The organism is Janthinobacterium salmonicoloratum, assembly GCF_051380845.1.
Classification (GTDB): domain Bacteria; phylum Pseudomonadota; class Gammaproteobacteria; order Burkholderiales; family Burkholderiaceae_D; genus Janthinobacterium; species Janthinobacterium lividum_F.
Genome location: NZ_JBNYXV010000005.1, coordinates 207,013 through 223,142 on the forward strand (window position 1 = coordinate 207,013; position 16,130 = coordinate 223,142).

General features: G+C 64.1%; 15 protein-coding genes. 7 read left to right on the top strand and 8 right to left on the bottom strand.

What is annotated here, in order from left to right:
• Positions 1–4 precede the first annotated feature (4 nt).
• Positions 5–343, top strand: coding sequence for a hypothetical protein (locus ACQ4WY_RS22355; protein WP_353657759.1), 339 nt, complete (start codon positions 5–7; stop codon positions 341–343).
• A 19-nt stretch (positions 344–362) separates the two neighbouring features.
• On the opposite strand, the gene ACQ4WY_RS22360 is transcribed toward ACQ4WY_RS22355, so the two are convergent.
• Both ACQ4WY_RS22360 and ACQ4WY_RS22365 read right to left on the bottom strand, forming a co-directional pair.
• Positions 363–1,514 (bottom strand): GGDEF domain-containing protein, encoded by a 1,152-nt coding sequence (locus tag ACQ4WY_RS22360; protein WP_436505959.1) that lies wholly within the window; start codon positions 1,512–1,514, stop codon positions 363–365.
• Positions 1,515–1,551: 37 nt separating this feature from the next.
• Positions 1,552–1,827 (bottom strand): hypothetical protein, encoded by a 276-nt coding sequence (locus ACQ4WY_RS22365; RefSeq protein ID WP_353657761.1) that lies wholly within the window; start codon positions 1,825–1,827, stop codon positions 1,552–1,554.
• 153 nt (positions 1,828–1,980) lie between these two features.
• Here ACQ4WY_RS22365 and ACQ4WY_RS22370 point away from each other — a divergent pair, with 153 nt between their 5' ends.
• Positions 1,981–2,757 carry a spermine/spermidine synthase domain-containing protein gene (locus ACQ4WY_RS22370; protein ID WP_436505961.1) on the top strand — a complete coding sequence of 259 codons (777 nt, stop codon included), beginning with the start codon at positions 1,981–1,983 and terminating at the stop codon, positions 2,755–2,757.
• Between the two features lie 154 nt (positions 2,758–2,911).
• Complete coding sequence (locus ACQ4WY_RS22375; protein ID WP_436505962.1) at positions 2,912–5,791, top strand: bifunctional diguanylate cyclase/phosphodiesterase; 2,880 nt, start codon at positions 2,912–2,914, stop codon at positions 5,789–5,791.
• Between the two features lie 75 nt (positions 5,792–5,866).
• Here the strand turns inward: ACQ4WY_RS22375 and ACQ4WY_RS22380 are convergent, their stop codons facing one another.
• The 3 genes from ACQ4WY_RS22380 to ACQ4WY_RS22390 form a co-directional block, all read right to left on the bottom strand.
• A complete protein-coding gene (locus tag ACQ4WY_RS22380) occupies positions 5,867–6,748 on the bottom strand; it encodes a LysR substrate-binding domain-containing protein (RefSeq protein ID WP_436505963.1) in 882 nt (293 codons plus the stop codon).
• 81 nt (positions 6,749–6,829) lie between these two features.
• Positions 6,830–7,447, bottom strand: coding sequence for a PAQR family membrane homeostasis protein TrhA (gene trhA, locus ACQ4WY_RS22385; protein ID WP_436505964.1), 618 nt, complete (start codon positions 7,445–7,447; stop codon positions 6,830–6,832).
• An 85-nt stretch (positions 7,448–7,532) separates the two neighbouring features.
• The gene (locus tag ACQ4WY_RS22390) at positions 7,533–9,032 is read right to left on the bottom strand and encodes an NYN domain-containing protein (RefSeq protein ID WP_436505965.1); all 1,500 of its coding nucleotides are present in this window, start codon (positions 9,030–9,032) and stop codon (positions 7,533–7,535) included.
• Positions 9,033–9,340: 308 nt separating this feature from the next.
• Between ACQ4WY_RS22390 and ACQ4WY_RS22395 the strand changes: the two genes are divergently transcribed.
• Positions 9,341–9,712: a flagellar basal body protein gene (locus ACQ4WY_RS22395; RefSeq protein WP_034782850.1), complete on the top strand. Its 372-nt coding sequence runs from the start codon at positions 9,341–9,343 to the stop codon at positions 9,710–9,712.
• 14 nt (positions 9,713–9,726) lie between these two features.
• On the opposite strand, the gene ACQ4WY_RS22400 is transcribed toward ACQ4WY_RS22395, so the two are convergent.
• On the bottom strand, positions 9,727–10,323 hold the full coding sequence (locus ACQ4WY_RS22400; RefSeq protein ID WP_436505966.1) for a TetR/AcrR family transcriptional regulator: 597 nt from the start codon (positions 10,321–10,323) through the stop codon (positions 9,727–9,729).
• A 139-nt stretch (positions 10,324–10,462) separates the two neighbouring features.
• Here ACQ4WY_RS22400 and ACQ4WY_RS22405 point away from each other — a divergent pair, with 139 nt between their 5' ends.
• From ACQ4WY_RS22405 to ACQ4WY_RS22415, 3 genes are read left to right on the top strand one after another with little or no spacing between them, the layout of a single operon-like run.
• Positions 10,463–11,524: a sugar phosphate isomerase/epimerase family protein gene (locus ACQ4WY_RS22405; RefSeq protein WP_436505967.1), complete on the top strand. Its 1,062-nt coding sequence runs from the start codon at positions 10,463–10,465 to the stop codon at positions 11,522–11,524.
• A 13-nt stretch (positions 11,525–11,537) separates the two neighbouring features.
• Entirely contained in the window at positions 11,538–12,404 is an 867-nt protein-coding gene (locus ACQ4WY_RS22410) for an alpha/beta fold hydrolase (protein WP_436505969.1), read from the top strand.
• Positions 12,401–13,330 (top strand): alpha/beta hydrolase, encoded by a 930-nt coding sequence (locus ACQ4WY_RS22415; RefSeq protein ID WP_436505970.1) that lies wholly within the window; start codon positions 12,401–12,403, stop codon positions 13,328–13,330. The genes ACQ4WY_RS22410 and ACQ4WY_RS22415 overlap by 4 nt, the downstream gene beginning before the upstream one ends.
• 52 nt (positions 13,331–13,382) lie before the next feature.
• On the opposite strand, the gene ACQ4WY_RS22420 is transcribed toward ACQ4WY_RS22415, so the two are convergent.
• Both ACQ4WY_RS22420 and ACQ4WY_RS22425 read right to left on the bottom strand, forming a co-directional pair.
• Positions 13,383–13,919: a molybdopterin-dependent oxidoreductase gene (locus tag ACQ4WY_RS22420; protein WP_436505971.1), complete on the bottom strand. Its 537-nt coding sequence runs from the start codon at positions 13,917–13,919 to the stop codon at positions 13,383–13,385.
• 27 nt (positions 13,920–13,946) lie between these two features.
• Positions 13,947–15,926, bottom strand: a complete 1,980-nt coding sequence (locus ACQ4WY_RS22425; RefSeq protein WP_436505972.1) for a TonB-dependent receptor plug domain-containing protein — start codon at positions 15,924–15,926, stop codon at positions 13,947–13,949.
• Between the last annotated feature and the right edge of the window lie 204 nt (positions 15,927–16,130).

Genomic DNA, 16,130 nt, shown 5'->3' on the forward strand with positions numbered 1-16,130 from the left:
GACCATGATTTCAGTAAACAGTACCGCCATGCGTACGTTCATCTTCGCGGGCAGCTTGCTGTGCGCCGCCGCACATGCGGACACGCCGCCAGCGCCCGAAGCGCAGGTTGACGCAAACTGGGCCACCCCGCCTGCGCCTGCCGCAGAGTCAAGGTGGCAAGACAGCCTGCCACCGGCGCCGCCCGTGGAACCACGCGAAGAAAAGATACTTCCCCGTAGCGAATGGTTCACCGCCGAACCGATGAAAACGCCTGACCGGCGCTGCGATCCCGGCCTGGACGCCCTGTTCTTGCCCAAGGAATGCGGCAAGGAGCCCAGCTGGCTCGGTTCGCGCAAGAAGTAAGCTGAAGAAGTAAGCCGATTTAAATATCCAAGGTGCTGGCGCCCTGCGCTTCCACCACTCTGTTGCGGCCGGCCTGCTTGGCCGCCTGCAGCGCCTCGTCGGCCCGCTTGAACAGGCTGACGGTGCTGTCTTCGGCGCGGATGGTGGTCACGCCAAGGCTGGCCGTCAGCTGCAGCACGGCGCGCTCCGTCTTCACGGGCAGCACTTCGACTGCGGCGCGGATGCGCTCGGCCACCATCAGCGCATCGGCCAGCGTCGTGCGCGGCAACTGGATGGCGAATTCGGCGCCGCCCAGGCGACCCATCAGGTCACTGTCGCGCAGTTGCTGGCGGCAGGTGTCGACGATGGTTTTCAGCACCGCATCGCCCACCGGATGGCCATAGCTGTCGTTGACTCTTTTAAAGTGATCGATATTGAGCACCACCAGCGCCGTCGGCAAGCCGGGCCGCCGCGCCAATGCCATCCATGGCGCCAGCGCCTGATAAAAGCCGCGCCGGTTCGGCACGCCCGTGGCCGCGTCGAGCACTTCCAGGCGCGCCAGCTCGCCGCCCAGCTTTTCACGCGACAGCAGCAGATAGCCGAAGGCGTTCGTCAGCATCATCAGGTAGAGGGCGCCGAAGCCGGCCAGCTGCAGCAGCTCCGCGTCAAAAGCGGGGACGGCGGCGGCGAGCACGCCGCGCGCGGCGATCAGCAGCGACAACAGGCCCATGCTGACGACGAGGAAGCGGCGCAGCATGCTCGCCTCACGCCACTTCAGGCACAGCGCAGCCACGCCGGCGAGGAAGAAGCCGGCCACGATCAGCGAACCGCCGGCGCTGCGCAACAGCGGCGCCACGTCGAATAGATAGCAGGCCGCAAACAGCGCCACAGCCAGCCCCAGCGCCGGCAATACATAGCGGCGCCAGCCGCCGCGCCCGGCCGCCTGCCACAGCGCGCCCGCATCGAGCGCCATGCCGGCAAACAGCAGGCTGTTACCCAGCAAGATGGAGAGGAAATCGGGCAGCACGCCGCGGAAATACAGCAAGCACCAGGCCACGGCCTGGCATTGCTTGGCGACCGCCCAAGTGGACATGCTGAGCGACTTCTTGCGCTCGTACTCGAAGAAGAACAGGGCCGCACACAGGCTCAGGTTGCCGAGCGCCAGGGCCAGTACCAGGGTCTTGATATCCATGGGCTACGCTATCGATGCGCAGGCGCGGCGCGCCAGGTCAGATTTCGTGTTCGACATTGGTGCTGCCGTCGCCGATCTTGCTGGCCCAGGCCTGCACGAAATACTGCTTTTCCACTTCGCTGGGCGCCTCGTGCCAGAACACGATGAGGGTGCCCTTGTGATCGTGGATTTGCGCCACTTTTTCAATGAAGCCGACATTGTCGGCCTGGTCGGCCAGCGCCGCCGAGTAGCCATACACGCGCGTCAGGCGCTCGATGCGGTCAGGCTCCGTAAAACTGTTCGTCGCCGTAATAATGGGGTGATCCAAAAACATGCTTGTCTCCATGGGGCCCGACTGCGCGGCCGTGCCGCCGCGCGCCACTATACGCATGCTCGGCGCGGATTAATCGGGTATGCTCACGGGAGCTTATCAGATTTCTCTGAATGCAACAAAGCATCTCCCCAGTCCACTCAGCGAAGTCGTCCCATGCCGGAAAACAGAAGCACCGTCCCACTTGCCCCACAGGTGCATACCTGTGGCGACCGGCGCCGCCTGGAATTCCAGCCCGGCATGATCCAGAGCGAAATGCTGCTGTCGCGCCCCGACCATCTGCTGTTGCGCTATGCGCGCGCCATGATGTGCTTTACCCTGTTCGTGCCGCGTCCGCGGCACGTCCTGATGGTGGGCCTGGGCGGTGGCTCACTGCTGAAATTCTGCCACCGCCACTTGCCCGAGACGCGCATCACGGTGCTGGAATTGCGCGCCGACGTGATCGCCCTGCGCGAGCAGTTCATGCTGCCGCCCGACGACGCGCGCCTGCGCATCATCGAAACGGACGCTGTCAGCTATATCCGCCATCATCCGGGCTGCGCCGACGTGCTGCTGCTCGACGGCTACGACGAAACGGGCTTGCCGCCCGCCCTGGGCAGCGCGCGCTTTTACGCCGATTGCCTGCGCGCCCTGCTGCCCGGCGGCGTGCTGGTAGCCAACCTGTTCAGTTATGACGAGCACTACCCTGCCATGCTGGCGCGCCTGATGCTCACCTTCCGCGGCGCCGTGTGCCACTTCGACGGCATCGCCGGCAATAACCGCATCGTCTTCGCCGCCAAGCCGGAGCAAGGCCAAGGCGCCGGCGGCCGCGCCGTGCGCGTGGTGCGCCTGGTGCGCTGGCGGCGGATGGCCGGCCTGGCTTTCCTGAACCGTTGGCTGCCGGCATGGCAGTTGTGGCGTTTGCGCCGCCAGTCAGGCGCGGGCAGCGACTGAAAGTCGTCTTCCCCGGCCATAGATTTTGTTGCTTATTAGCAGTGATTTGGTGCAAAATTCGCATGATGGATGTGGTTTATGACAAACTACGGCCTGCGTGGGGCCGGCAGGCGCCGCCGAACCCAAGTGTCCATGAAGTGAGATAGGAAAAACCATGCTGCGTGGCCGCCTGCCATTGTCGATTTCTGCTGCGGCCGCGCTGACCTTTGCCTGCGGCGTCAGCGTGACGGCCGTGCTGTTTGCCGCCATCAGCCAGCTCGAATACGACAAGATGAGCCTGAGCCTGCAACAGCGCGCCGGCGCCAGAGTGGCCGCCATCGAGCAGGGACTCGACGATGCGGTCGAGGTGCTGACCACGACGAACCAGCTGTTTGCCGCCGTCGTGCCCGTCACGCGCCAACAGTTCCACGACTTCACCACGCCGCTGCTGCAGCGCCACCCGTTCATCCAGGCCTTCAATTTCCACCGCATCGTGCCGCATGCGCAGCGCGCGGCATTCGAGGCCGAGCTGCGGCGCATCGTGCCCGATTACGCCATGACGGAGATGCGCGATGGCGTCGTCGTGCCCGCCACGACGCGCGCCAGCTACCTGGTGGTGGACTACCTCGTCCCCTTGCAGGGCAACCGCCCCGCCTTCGGCCTGAACGTCAGCCCGAACGGCGTGCTGGCGCGCGCGCTGGAACAGGCGATCATCAGCGGCCAGACCACCGCCACCGGCCTGCTGGCCCTGGCGCAGGGACCGCAGCAGGGCTTCGTCATCGTGCGTCCCGTGTACCGCCACGGCATGCCCCTGCAGACGATACAGCAGCGGCGCGCGGCGCTGATCGGCGATACGGCGGTCATCGTGCGCGCGGGGGAACTGGTGCAGAAAATCCTCGCCGGCGCCGACCTGCTGGGCGACTCGCAGCTCGAACTCAGCGTCTACGCCGACGCCGGCGCCGACCCGCGCCAACTGATCTTCCGGCATGGCCAGGCGCCTGCCGACGAAGCGGGCGACGCCTGGGAATCGCTGCCCCGCTGGCTGCACTTTGCCTACCACAGCCACTATGACCGGGCCTTTGCTTCCGCCGGCCGGCCCTGGCATGTGCGCGTGGTGGCCCATCCGCGCCCCTTCCTGGCCGACCATCTGGGTTCCCTGTTTACCCTGATCACGGGTTTGCTGTTCAGCGTATTGACGGCCGCCTTCGTGCAGTCGCTGACGCAGCGCTCGCGCCGCGTGCAACTGCTGGTGGAGCAGCGCACGGCCGACCTCAAGCGCAGCAATGAACTGCTCAGCGCCGACGTGCGGGCGCGCCAGCGCACGGAGCGCGCCTTGCAGGAAAGCGAGAAGCGCTTCCGCCGCCTGCTGGCCCTGTCTTCGGACTGGTACTGGGAACAGGACGCCAACTTCTGCTTCACCCACATCACCAGCGGTTTTACGGACAAGTCGAACATGCCGCTGGAACGCTTCATCGGCATGACGCGCTGGGACAACAACCCGGAGATGCGCAATTCGCGCTGGGGCAAGCAGCATATCGCTAACCTGGAAGCGCACCTGCCCTTTTCCAACCTCGAATATGCGATGCAGGACCGCGATGGCCAGCTGCGCTGGTTCAGCATCAATGGTGAACCGCTGTTCAACGACCTGGGCGAATTTCGCGGCTACCGGGGCACAGGTTCCGAAATCACGGAACGCAAGCTGGCCGAGCAGCAAATCCAGCACATCGCCCACCACGACGTGCTGACGGGCTTGCCCAACCGCGCCCTGCTGCGCGACCGCCTGGCCCAGGCGATGGCCCTGTCGCGCCGCAAGAACCGCGCATTGTGGGTGCTGTTGATCGACCTCGACCGTTTCAAGTTCGTCAATGACAGCCTGGGCCACAAGGCCGGCGACCTGCTGCTGAAAACCATCGCCACGCGATTGCAGGCCAGCCTGCGGGAAAGCGATACGGTGGCGCGCCTTTCCGGCGATGAATTCGTCGCCATCCTGTGCGAACAGGCGGACGAAGTGCTCAGCGGCGCCATCGTGCAGCGCGTGATGGATGCCGTGGCGCAGCCGGTACTACTCGACGGCAAGGAATTTTTCGTCACCTGCAGCATCGGCGTGGCCGTCTACGACATGTCGCGCTACGACGCCCCCGGCGACGTGACCTTGAATGGCGAGACGCAGAACCTGATCGAGCAGGCCGACATCGCCATGTACTGCGCAAAAAAACAGGGCCGCAACAACATCAAGTTCTACACGACGGCCATGAACCAGGCCACCCTGGAGCGCCTGCGCATCGAGACGGCGCTGCGCAACGCGCTCGAACGCGAGCAGTTCGTGCTGCATTACCAGCCGCAGGTGGACCTGGCCAGCGGGCGCATCGTCGGCGTGGAAGCGCTGCTGCGCTGGCAGCACCCGGACCTGGGCATGGTGGCGCCGCAGCGCTTCATCGCGCTGGCCGAAGATACGGGCCTGATCGTGCCGATCGGCGCCTGGGTCATGCGCGAAGCGTGCGCGCAGGTGAAACGCTGGCATGCGGCGGGACTGGACACGCTGCGCCTGGCCGTGAACCTGTCGGCGCGCCAGTTCAACGAGCCGAACCTGGTGACGTCGATCGCCGAAGTGCTGCTTGAGACGGGCTTGCCGCCCGCCTGCCTGGAACTGGAACTGACGGAAAGCCTGTTCATGCACGACGTGGCGCTGGCCGTCAGCCAGTTGCACGACATGAAGGCGCTGGGGGTAAAGCTGTCGATCGACGACTTCGGCACCGGCTATTCCAGCTTCGCCTACCTGCGCACCTTCCCCATCGACGTGCTGAAGATCGACCGCAGTTTCGTCGGCGACGTGGCGCGCGACGCGGACGACGCGGCCATCGTCGTTTCCATCATCGCCCTGGCGCACAATTTAAAGCTGCGCGTGGTGGCCGAAGGCGTGGAAACGGCCGAGCAGCTCGATTACCTGCGCCGCCATGGCTGCGACGAAGCACAAGGCTATTACTTCAGCCACCCGCTGCCCGCGCACGAGGTGGAGGCGCTGCTGCGGGCGGAAGAAACGCACGTCATGCTGTAGACACCGGCGGCACCCTGGCGCCCCGTTGCAGCGCTTGCCAATCGGGTTCGAGACCCGCTTGCGCCAGGAACGCCACTATAGCTTGTGCTGCAGGAATTCGAGGAAGCAGCTGATGCGCTGCGCCAGCTGCGTGTTGCGGTAGTAGACGGCGTGGATCTGCTGGCGGTAGCCCGTATAGAACGGCTGCAGAACTTTCACCAGGCGGCCGGCGGCGATGTCGTCCTTCGTCATGAAGTCGGACAGGCAGACGATGCCCTGGTCGTGCAGGGCCAGCTGGCGCAGGGTTTCGCCACTGGATGCGGCCAGCGCGGGCACGATCTGCAGGCTGTTGCCGGCTTCGTGGCGCAGCGGCCAGTTGTTGCCCAGTTCATATTGCGCAAAGCCCAGCAGCGCATGGCCGGACAGCGCTTCCGGCGTGGCGGGTTCACCATGACGCGCCAGATAGGCGGGCGTGGCCAGCACGTGCAGCGGGCTGGCACTGAGCGGGCGCGCATGCAGGGTCGAATCGACCAGGGCGCCGATGCGGATGGCGATATCGGTGCGGTGCTCGAGCAGGTCGGCGATCTGGTCGTTGCTGGTCAGCTCCAGGCGGATGTCCGGGTACATGGCGCGGAACTCTGCCACGTGCGGCACCACGCAATGCAGCATGAAGGGCGAGGCGGCATCGACGGACAATCGCCCGGCCGGCTTCTGGCGGCGGATGCGGATCGACTCCTCCACGTCTTCCATCGACGCAAGAATGGCGCGCGCCTTGTCGAGGAATAGCTGCCCCTCTTCCGTCAGTTCCATGCGGCGCGTGGTGCGCGTCAGCAGCGACGTGGCCAGCTTGTCTTCCAGGCGCGACAGGGCGCGGCTGACGCCCGAAGTGGTTTGCCCCAGGTGTACGGCGGCCGCGCTCAGGGTGCCGCTGTCGATGACGGTGACGAAGATTTTCAGGTCGTCCGAGTTAATGTCCATTCTTGCCCTTGTTTCACAGATCAGGGCATTATAATGGATTACAGGCAATAGTCAGGGAGGCTGGCCAGGCTGCGCGCTACGTCAGGCAACGTAGAACAAAATGGCGACAAAATGGCAGCTACTGCCGGCCAGCACGAACAGATGCCAGATGCCGTGACCATGGCGCAGCTTGTGGTCGGTGGCGTAAAAAGCGATGCCGCCCGTGTAGCACAACCCGCCCGCCACCAGCCACAGGAAACCGTTCCACTCGAGCGCCGCCAGCAGCGGCTTGATGCCGATGACGATGAGCCAGCCCATGGCCACGTAAATCACCAGCGACAGGATGCGCGCGCCTTTCGCGTACACATATTCCTGCACGATGCCAAGCAGGGCCAGGCCCCACACGACGCCGAACAGCGACCAGCCCCACGGGCCGCGCAGGGTCACCAGCATGAAGGGCGTGTAGGTCCCCGCGATAAGCAGGTAGATGGCGCAGTGGTCGAGCCGCTGCAGCACGGCCTTGGCCTTGCCGCGCACGCTATGATACAGGGTGGAAGTGAGGTACAAGGTCAGCAGCATGGCCGCATACACGCTGCAGCTGACGATTTTCCAGGCATCGCCCGTGCGGGCCGCCACGACGATCAGGATGACGCCGCCGATGGCCGCCAGCGCGGCGCCCACCACGTGGGAAATGCTGTTGAAGCGTTCACCGTGATACATGCTTAAGCCGAGCGTATCGAGACGCAGCAAAAATCCGGGGTCAGACCCGTCCGGTCTGACCCCGGCTTCCCACTGTGGATTTCAATCAAGCTTCTTCCGCCTTCTTGCGCGCGGGACGGCGCGCCGGCGTCTTGCGTGGCGCCTTGGCTGGCTTGTCTTCGGCCACGACAGCCACTGCCACCGGCACCGTTTCAACGACAGGCGCCGCTTCCACCGCGACGTCGACCGCCTTCTTGGCCGGCTTCTTCGCCGCTGCGGCCTTGCGGGCCGGCGTGCGAGGCTTGGCCTTAGCCTTCGCTTCGGCGACGGCTTCCACAGGCACTTCGGCTACAGGTTCAGGCACTGGCGCAGGCATGACTTCCACCGGCGCCACCTCGACGACTTCGGCGCGCGCTTCGCGGCCGCCATCGCCATTCTTGCGGCCACCGCGGCCATTGCGGCGCGAACCGCGCTTGGCGTTGCCTTCTTCGGCCACCACCTCGGCCACCGCTTCGGCTACCTCATGCTGCACTTCCGGCTGCGGCGCCGGCGCATACTGCTCGACGACGACTGCTTCGGCGTCGGCCACCGGCACGAAGGCCTGTGGCGCTTCGCCGCGGCGTTGCTCGTTCTGCTTGCGGCCGCCACGGCTATTGCGGCGCGAATCGCGGCGGCTGCCGCCTTCGCGGTTGTTGCCCTCTTCCGCCGTCACGCCGGTCTCGCCGCTGACGCTTGCCTCGCCGGCTGCATCCGCGTTCACGACGGCCGGCACGGCCACCAGGCCGCTGCTGCGGTAGACATAGGCGCCCGATTTTTCATCGCGGCCAAATTCCAGCAAGCCGCGCGCCTGCGCTTCTTCCAGCAGGTTGCCGAAGGTACGGAAACCGTAGTAGGACTCACTGAAGTCCGGCTTGCGGCGCTTGATCGCTTCTTTCAGCATCGAGGCCCAGATCTTGCCGCTGTCGCCGCGCTCCGAGACCAGCGCGTCGAAAGTTTCGACGGCCATCTCGATCGCTTCCGTCTTGCGCGACTCGTATTTTTCCTTGCGGCGCACTTCTTCGTCGGGCGAGCGCTTGGCGCCCGCAGCCGGGCTTTCGCGCGCGTCGCGCTTGGCGGCAGTGCGGCGGCTTTCGCGCACCAGGTCATCGTAGAAAATGAATTCGTCGCAGTTGGCCACCAGCAGGTCGGAGGTCGACTGCTTGACGCCCACGCCGATTACCTGCTTGGCGTTTTCGCGCAGTTTCGACACCAGCGGCGAAAAATCGGAATCGCCACTGATGATGACGAAGGTGTTGACGTGGGCCTTGGTGTAGCACAGGTCCAGCGCATCGACCACCAGGCGGATGTCGGCCGAATTCTTGCCGGACTGGCGCACGTGGGGAATTTCGATCAGCTCGAAGTTCGCCTCGTGCATGGTGCCCTTGAAACTTTTATAACGATCCCAGTCGCAATATGCCTTCTTGACAACGATGCTGCCCTTGAGCAGCAAGCGTTCGAGGATGGGCTTGATATCGAATTTTTCGTAATTTGCATCTCGCACGCCGAGCGCGACGTTCTCGAAGTCGCAAAACACGGCCATGCTGAGGTTTTCTGGGGATGACGCCATAAGGATGAATTCTCGCTGGATGATAAGGGCGGACGGGAAGCGCAACGCCTCCCTTTTCGCCTAGTATATTCGCCCATCCCCAGTTTCGGCGACAACTATCGTGCGCGGCAGCCTATTGCGCGCCGCCGGCGGCGCACGCACTGGCGCCGGCAACCGGCCAAACGACGCTTTCATCGATTTAAAACAATATTAAGAACTACGTGACGCACCTATTTTTGTGGCCGTCAGCTGCGAAAAAATTATTGCCTTACGCCACCACATTTTTCCCACTGACAGGAGTAAACTACGTGCATTCCGAAGGAGTTTCCATGTCCATATCCGCTCTCACCACCGGTACCTCGGGGCTGACCGCCAACCAGCGCGCGCTGGATGTGGCCGCCAACAATATCGCCAATGCGAATACGCCGGGCTTCCAGCCGCAGCAAGCCGAGTTCCAGGAAGCCAGTCCGGCCGGCACGGGCGTCACCCTCTCCGTCGAAGGACGCAAGCTGGCCGCCAGCGAAAGCGTCAGCGGCGCGAATGCGAATGCGGCCAAGGCGGCCGAAAGCCGGCCGAACGGCGTGGGCCTGGCCTCCGAACTGACGGATAACCTCGTCTACAAAGCCGGTTTTAATTTATCGGCGAATGTCGTCAAGGCAGCCGACCAGGCTTTGGGCAGCCTGATCGACGTCAAGACTTGAAGCCCTGAGACTATCTACACCGTAGCCAGCGCCAGCGGCGCCATGGCCGGCGTGATCAGCGCCAGCAGCCGTTCGGCCGGAATGCCGTCGCGCGCCTGCACCGACAAGCCATGCAGCAAGGCCGCATAGTAGTCGCCCAGCGCCTGCACGTCCGCCCCCTCTGTTAACTCTCCCGCCACCTGCGCCGCGCGCAAGCGCTCGATGACGGCTTGCGTGCGTGCGCGGCGGTGCTGCGCCAGCCAGTCGGCGATGCCCGCGTTTTCCGCGCTCGTGTTCGTGGCGGCCGTGACCACCATGCAGCCTTGCGGCTGGCCGCTGCGCGTGTACAGCAGCACGGCTTCTTCCAGCATGCGCGCCACCGCGTCGCGCACATTCAGGCTGGCGGCCAGCGCATGCACGGCAAAGGCGCCCTCGCCCGTTTCATACAATTCCACAGCTTCGCGGAACAGCTGCTCCTTCGAGCCGAACGCCGCATAGATGCGCGCCGAGGCGATGCCCAGCGCCGCCACCAGGTCGGCCATCGACACGCCTTCGTAACCACGCGTCCAGAATGCGTCGCGCGCTTTTTCCAGCGCCAGCGCGCGGTCAAATTCCCTCGGTCTTCCTGCCATTTTGATCCTCTTCTTGCAAACTGGCGGCCAGTATAACGCCTGGCATGCCACTGTATTTGCGATTTATTTTGCAGTTGCACCTTGACCGCGCAAAAAATTTCGCCTATTCTTTGTCGATCGACAAACAATAGGAGCCGATATGAAAACCATTCAAGGACCAAGCCTGCACCTGGCACAATTCGCCGCCGACACGGCGCCCTTCAACACCCTGCCCTCCATCGCCGAGTGGGCGGCCGGCATGGGCTTCAAGGCCCTGCAGATTCCCGCCTGGGATGCGCGCCTGTTCGACGTGGCGCAGGCCGCGCACAGCCAGCAATATTGCGACGAGCTCGTCGCCATGCTGGCCAGCCATGGCCTCGTCATCAGCGAACTGACGACACACATCCTCGGCCAGCTGGTGGCAGTGCACCCGGCCTACGACGCGCTGTGCGACAGCTTCGCACCAGCCCACCTGCACGGCCAGCCGGCGGCGCGCACCGAGTGGGCCATCGAACAGGTCAAGCTGGCGGCCATGGCCTCGAAACGCCTGGGCCTGACCGACATGGGAACGTTTTCCGGCTCGTTCGCCTGGCCATATCTGTTCCCGTTCCCGCAGCGCCCGCCCGGCCTGATCGAGGCGGCCTTCGACGAACTGGCGCGCCGCTGGCTGCCCATCCTCGACGTGTGCGAGGAACAGGGCATCAACCTGTGCTACGAAATCCACCCGAGCGAAGACCTGCATGACGGCATCAGCTTCGAGATGTTTTATGAACGCGTGGGCCGCCATCCGCGCTGCAAGATGCTGTTCGACCCCAGCCACTTCGTGCTGCAGCAGCTGAACTACCTGGAATTCATCGATATCTACAAGGACCATATCCGCATGTTCCATGTGAAGGATGCGGAATTCAATCCGACGGGGCGGCAAGGCATTTATGGCGGCTACCAGTCGTGGGAAAACCGCGCCGGGCGTTTCCGTTCGCTGGGCGACGGCCAGGTCGACTTCAAGGCGATTTTCTCGAAGATGGCGCAAAACGATTACGCGGGCTGGGCCACCCTGGAATGGGAATGCTGCCTGAAGGACCAGGAAGTGGGCGCGCGCGAAGGCGTGGCCTTCATCAACGCCCACATCATTCCCGTGACCAGCAAGATCTTCGACGACTTCGCCGGCGCTCCCGTCAGCGCGCAACAGATCAATACCCTGCTTGGCATCGAGCACAACTAAACAAGGAAACCCCATGAACGATTTTACTCACGAATTTACACATGACTACGTCCGCATCGACGGCCAGCGCCTGCATTGCGTCATCGCCGGCGAAGGAAAACCCGTGCTGCTGATTCCCGGCTGGCCGCAAACCTGGTACGCCTGGCGCCACGTGATGGCGGCCCTGGCCGCCAACGGTTACCAGGCCATCGCCATCGATCCGCCCGGCAGCGGCCACTCAAGCCGTCCTGCGGATGGCTACGACACGGGCGCCGTGGCCACCACCCTGCACCGCACCATGCTGGCCCTCGGCCATGCACAGTACGACGTCGTCGGCCACGACATCGGCATGTGGGTCGGCTATGCGCTGGCCAGCGATTTCCCGCAGGCCGTGACGAAACTGGCGCTGACGGAAGCCGTGATCCCCGGCCTGGCGCCGGCGCCGCCCATCTTCGTGGCGCCGTCTGACAACATCTTCCTGTGGCACTTCATGTTCAATCAGGTGCTCGATTTGCCGGAAATGCTCACGGCGGGCAAGGAGCGCGAATATATCCGTTTCATTCTTGACCGCTGGTCGTACCGCCGCGACAAGGTGGCCGTCGATGTGTATGCGGATGCCTACGCCACGCCGGGCGCCCTGCGCGCCGGTTTCGCCTACTACCGCGCCATACCCGAAACCATCCGGCAAAACCTGGAGCGGGCGAAAAAGAGCCTGGCCATGCCCGTGCTGGCCATCGGCGCCGACCACGCGACGAATGACGCGCCCCTGCTGACCATGCAGGGCAAGGCCGACATTTTGCAAGGCGCCATCGTCGCCGAATGCGGGCACTTCATCATGGAAGAACAGCCGGAAGCGTTCATCGCCCACCTGCTGCCCTTCCTCGCGGGAGAGCCGGCATGAGCCTGGACCCGCAAGTAGCGGCTTTCCTGGCACAGGCAAACGATGCGCCGCCGCCCGCCTCGCTGGCTGACTTGCGCGCCGCTACGGAAACGGGCTTGCGCCAGCTGCACGGACCATTGGAAGACGTCGCGTCGATCAGGGATTACGTGCTGCCCGGTGAACATGCATTGACCGTACGCGCCTATGTGCCGGCCGGCGCGGATACTGGCAAGCCTCTGCCCGCCATCGTCTTTGCGCATGGGGGAGGATGGTGTCTGTGCTCGCTGGACCTGTACGACAATCCTTGCCGTGCGCTGGCCAACGCCACCGGCTGCGTGATCTTTTCCGTCGATTACCGGCTGGCGCCCGAGCACAAGTTCCCCGTGCCGCTTGACGACTTTTACCGGGCGTTGTGCTGGGTCGCCGAACATGCCACGGCGCTGGGCATCGATGCACGACGCCTGGCCGTGGGCGGCGACAGCGCGGGTGGCAACCTGGCGGCGGCAGCGGCCTTGATGGCGCGCGACCAGGCCGGTCCGGCGCTGGCGCATCAGTTGCTGCTGTACCCGGCGCTCGATTTTTCCTTCGACACGCCGTCCTACCAGCGCTATGCGGAGGGCCATTCGCTGACCCGGGAAGCCATGCGTTTTTGCTGGTCGGCGTACCTGAACGAGCCGGCTGACGGCATGCAGCCTTACGCGGCGCCCCTGCGGGCAGCTACGCTCAAGGACTTGCCGACGGCGACCGTGCTGGTATGCGAGTACGACCCGCTGCATGACGAAGGCGCGGCGTATGCGCAGCGCTTGCGTGAGGACGGCGCGGCGGCCGAGTGCGTACAGCTCGACGGCATGATCCATGCGTCGATGCACATGCTGGGCTTGACGCCAGCTGCGCGGGGATTGTTTGACGTGGCGGGCCAGGCGATGCGAAAAGCGCTGGCGGCATGAAAAAACGCGCCGGGGATGGCTCCACGGCGCGTTTTTTTTCACCGGCTTCGCGTCACTCCACCAGCTTGCGCACCTCGATGGCGTTGAGCCACTTCACATGGCGCGGACCCGTACGAATGTCTTTCGCCGAGATGAGGGCGATCTCGCCATCGTTGTCGTCGAGCGCCTTGCCGTTTTTTTCGTAGTAGACGATCACGCCCTCGCCGGCCGGCGCGTTATACAGCTCACCCCAGGAAAACACCACGGTATAGCCATCCGTGGCCGTGGCGATGATGGCGAGCTTCTTGACGTCGTTGTGGCCGGGCGCATCCAGCGCCGCCTTGTCGAGGATATCGCGCAGGCGCACGCCCTTGTAACTGGTGATGGTCTCGGCCTTGTCGCCGTTATGGCGCGTGACGGCGATGTCCCCGCCATTCGCCGGCGGCAGCTGGCGCAGGTCGGCCACCTTCAGGATCAATGGCGTTGCCACCTTGCCCGTCACGGCAAGCGCGTGGCTCATATTCTCGCGTGCCGGCGCCGGGTCGGCCCACGCGGGCGCCGCCGCCAGCAGTGCGGCCGAAACGAGGCTAGTCAGTATTGTCTTCAACATGCTGTGTCCTTTCATGACAGTGATAAATCAGAACTGGTATTGCGCATTGGCCAGCCAGGTGCGGCCCGCGCTGGGGAAACCGTCAGCCAACGCGTAATTGCTGTCAGCCACGTTGCTCACGCCCGCTTCCAGGCTCAAGGCCGGCAAGGGGCGGTACACGGCCTTCAGGTTCACGGTGGCAAAGCCGCCGAGTTCCAGGGTGTTCGAGACCCAGCGTCCGCTGTTCGTTTCCGCGATCGCCACCACGTCAACCTGGCGCGCTGCGTGCAGCACGGCGTGCACCGTCAGCTTGTGGCGCGGCACGTCCGTCAGGCGCGTGGCGCGGTCGCTGACGTTCTTCATCTCCGTATAGGTGTAATTGCCGCCCCAATCGAGCCAGGCGCCGGCGCTGCCGCGCAAGCCCAGCTCCACGCCGCTGATATGCGCCCTGCCCGCGTTGCGCATCTGCGCGCGCACGCCCGACACATTCGCCACGCTCTGGATCTTGTCCTTCACGTCGCTGTAGAAAAGCGCCGCGTCCAGCGCCAGTCCTTGCGCCTTGCCCTGATAGCCCAGTTCATAATTCATCGCCTCTTCCGCGCGCAAGGCCGGGTTCTCGATATACGTGCCCAGGCGCTGCGAATAGCGGTCCTTCAGGGTCGGCAGGCGCGACTTGCGCGCCACCGTGGCATACACCCTCGCCTCGGGACTGGTCTTGTAGAACAGGCCCGCCTGCAGGTCCGTGGCCGATTGATTACCCGGCAAGGTATACGCATTGCCGGCGCTGTAGACGGTGTCCGGGCGCAGCGCATTGCGCGAGGCGCCCAGCGACAGTTCGGTCGCCGCATTGAGGGCGATGCTGTCTTCCGCGCCCAGGGTCCACAGGGCATCCTTGTACCAGGTGGTGCGCACGCCCTTGGCGTCCAGTTCCTGGTGTTCGTCGGCCTTGTAGCTGGCAACGACGCGCAGGCTGTGCGCGGCCAGGCGGAACGATTCAAGCTCCAACGCGCCGCCGTTCGTGCGGTCGTTATAGATGCTGCGCCCGCCGCTGACGCTGCCCTGGCCGCTGGTCTTCAGGGTCGTATAGCGGCCATTCGTGAACGAAGTGATTTCATTGTCGTAGCTGTCGTGGTACAGGCGCAGTTTCAGGCGCTCGGCCTCGCCGAGGCGCGTCTGCGAGACGAAATACACGCTTTCCTTGTTCCAGTATGGCCATTGCCAGTAGCGCGCGCCGACGGGATTGGTCGATGGCGGCTGGCCCTTTTCGCCATGTTGCTTGTAGTAGCTGAGTGCATACTCGTCGCCGCCCACAGGCGTGTAGCCCACCTTGAACGACAGTTTATGGTCCTTGCGGTAGGCATTGTTGCGCGTGCCGCCGTCTTCCGTGGCCGTGGGGCGGAAGTCGGACGACAGGGGGAAGCCGTCACTGTCGATGTACGACACGCCCGCCTGCAGATACCACAGGCCCTGATTCGTGCCTACGTTGGCCGATACCTGGCGCTCGCTGGCCGAGCCGAAACCGATGGAAGTATCGCCTTCCATCAGCGCTGACGGCTTGCGCGATACCAGGTTGATGGCGCCGCCCAGGGTATTGGCGCCATAGGCCACGGAACTGTAGCCCTTGGCCACCTGGATGGCGGCCAGGTCGGCCGTCGTGAAGCGGTTGAAATCGACATAGCCGTCATACGGCACGTAGACGGGAATGCCGTCGATGTACAGCGGCACCTGGCGCGCATCGAAGCCGCGGATGGCGACGGTTTTTTCATTGCGCGCATTGGTCGACAGCGACACGCCGGACAGCAGATTCAAGGCATCGCCCACATTGTCGCGGTTAAAGCGGCGCATCTCGGCGCGGCTCACTTGCGCGCCCACCTGTTGTTCCAGCTGGCCTGCCTGCTCGCGCTGGCCGATCACCGTCACCGTGCCCAGCACGAACGGCGCCGCCGCATCCGCGTCTTCCTTGCCAGCGGCCTGCTGCGCCAGCACCAGCATCACAGCGCCCGCCATTACCTGTTTCACCATCGTCATATTGTTCTCTTTCGTTATATATCGCTTTATATAGCGATATGCGGCGGCCACTGCTACGGCTGGTCGTCATCCAGCAGCGCAATATACAGATGTATATAGCGATGCTCAAGCAACAAGGCCAGAAACAGCTGCACAAGTCAATTTTCCTTGAAAAATTCCCGCATTGCAGCATTTCGCTGTGCGAACGAATGTTTCACAAAACGA

Excerpts from the sequence above, each read along its gene's own strand:
- ACQ4WY_RS22395 (WP_034782850.1), top strand. The coding sequence starts at position 9,341 with ATGTCCATATCCGCTCTCACCACCGGTACCTCGGGGCTGACCGCCAAC.
- ACQ4WY_RS22380 (WP_436505963.1), bottom strand. The coding sequence starts at position 6,748 with ATGGACATTAACTCGGACGACCTGAAAATCTTCGTCACCGTCATCGAC.
- ACQ4WY_RS22360 (WP_436505959.1), bottom strand. The coding sequence starts at position 1,514 with ATGGATATCAAGACCCTGGTACTGGCCCTGGCGCTCGGCAACCTGAGC.
- ACQ4WY_RS22365 (WP_353657761.1), bottom strand. The coding sequence starts at position 1,827 with ATGTTTTTGGATCACCCCATTATTACGGCGACGAACAGTTTTACGGAG.
- trhA (WP_436505964.1), bottom strand. The coding sequence starts at position 7,447 with ATGTATCACGGTGAACGCTTCAACAGCATTTCCCACGTGGTGGGCGCC.
- ACQ4WY_RS22355 (WP_353657759.1), top strand. The coding sequence starts at position 5 with ATGATTTCAGTAAACAGTACCGCCATGCGTACGTTCATCTTCGCGGGC.
- ACQ4WY_RS22375 (WP_436505962.1), top strand. The coding sequence starts at position 2,912 with ATGCTGCGTGGCCGCCTGCCATTGTCGATTTCTGCTGCGGCCGCGCTG.
- ACQ4WY_RS22370 (WP_436505961.1), top strand. The coding sequence starts at position 1,981 with ATGCCGGAAAACAGAAGCACCGTCCCACTTGCCCCACAGGTGCATACC.
- ACQ4WY_RS22410 (WP_436505969.1), top strand. The coding sequence starts at position 11,538 with ATGAACGATTTTACTCACGAATTTACACATGACTACGTCCGCATCGAC.
- ACQ4WY_RS22405 (WP_436505967.1), top strand. The coding sequence starts at position 10,463 with ATGAAAACCATTCAAGGACCAAGCCTGCACCTGGCACAATTCGCCGCC.
- ACQ4WY_RS22415 (WP_436505970.1), top strand. The coding sequence starts at position 12,401 with ATGAGCCTGGACCCGCAAGTAGCGGCTTTCCTGGCACAGGCAAACGAT.
- ACQ4WY_RS22400 (WP_436505966.1), bottom strand. The coding sequence starts at position 10,323 with ATGGCAGGAAGACCGAGGGAATTTGACCGCGCGCTGGCGCTGGAAAAA.
- ACQ4WY_RS22390 (WP_436505965.1), bottom strand. The coding sequence starts at position 9,032 with ATGGCGTCATCCCCAGAAAACCTCAGCATGGCCGTGTTTTGCGACTTC.
- ACQ4WY_RS22420 (WP_436505971.1), bottom strand. The coding sequence starts at position 13,919 with ATGTTGAAGACAATACTGACTAGCCTCGTTTCGGCCGCACTGCTGGCG.
- ACQ4WY_RS22425 (WP_436505972.1), bottom strand. The coding sequence starts at position 15,926 with ATGACGATGGTGAAACAGGTAATGGCGGGCGCTGTGATGCTGGTGCTG.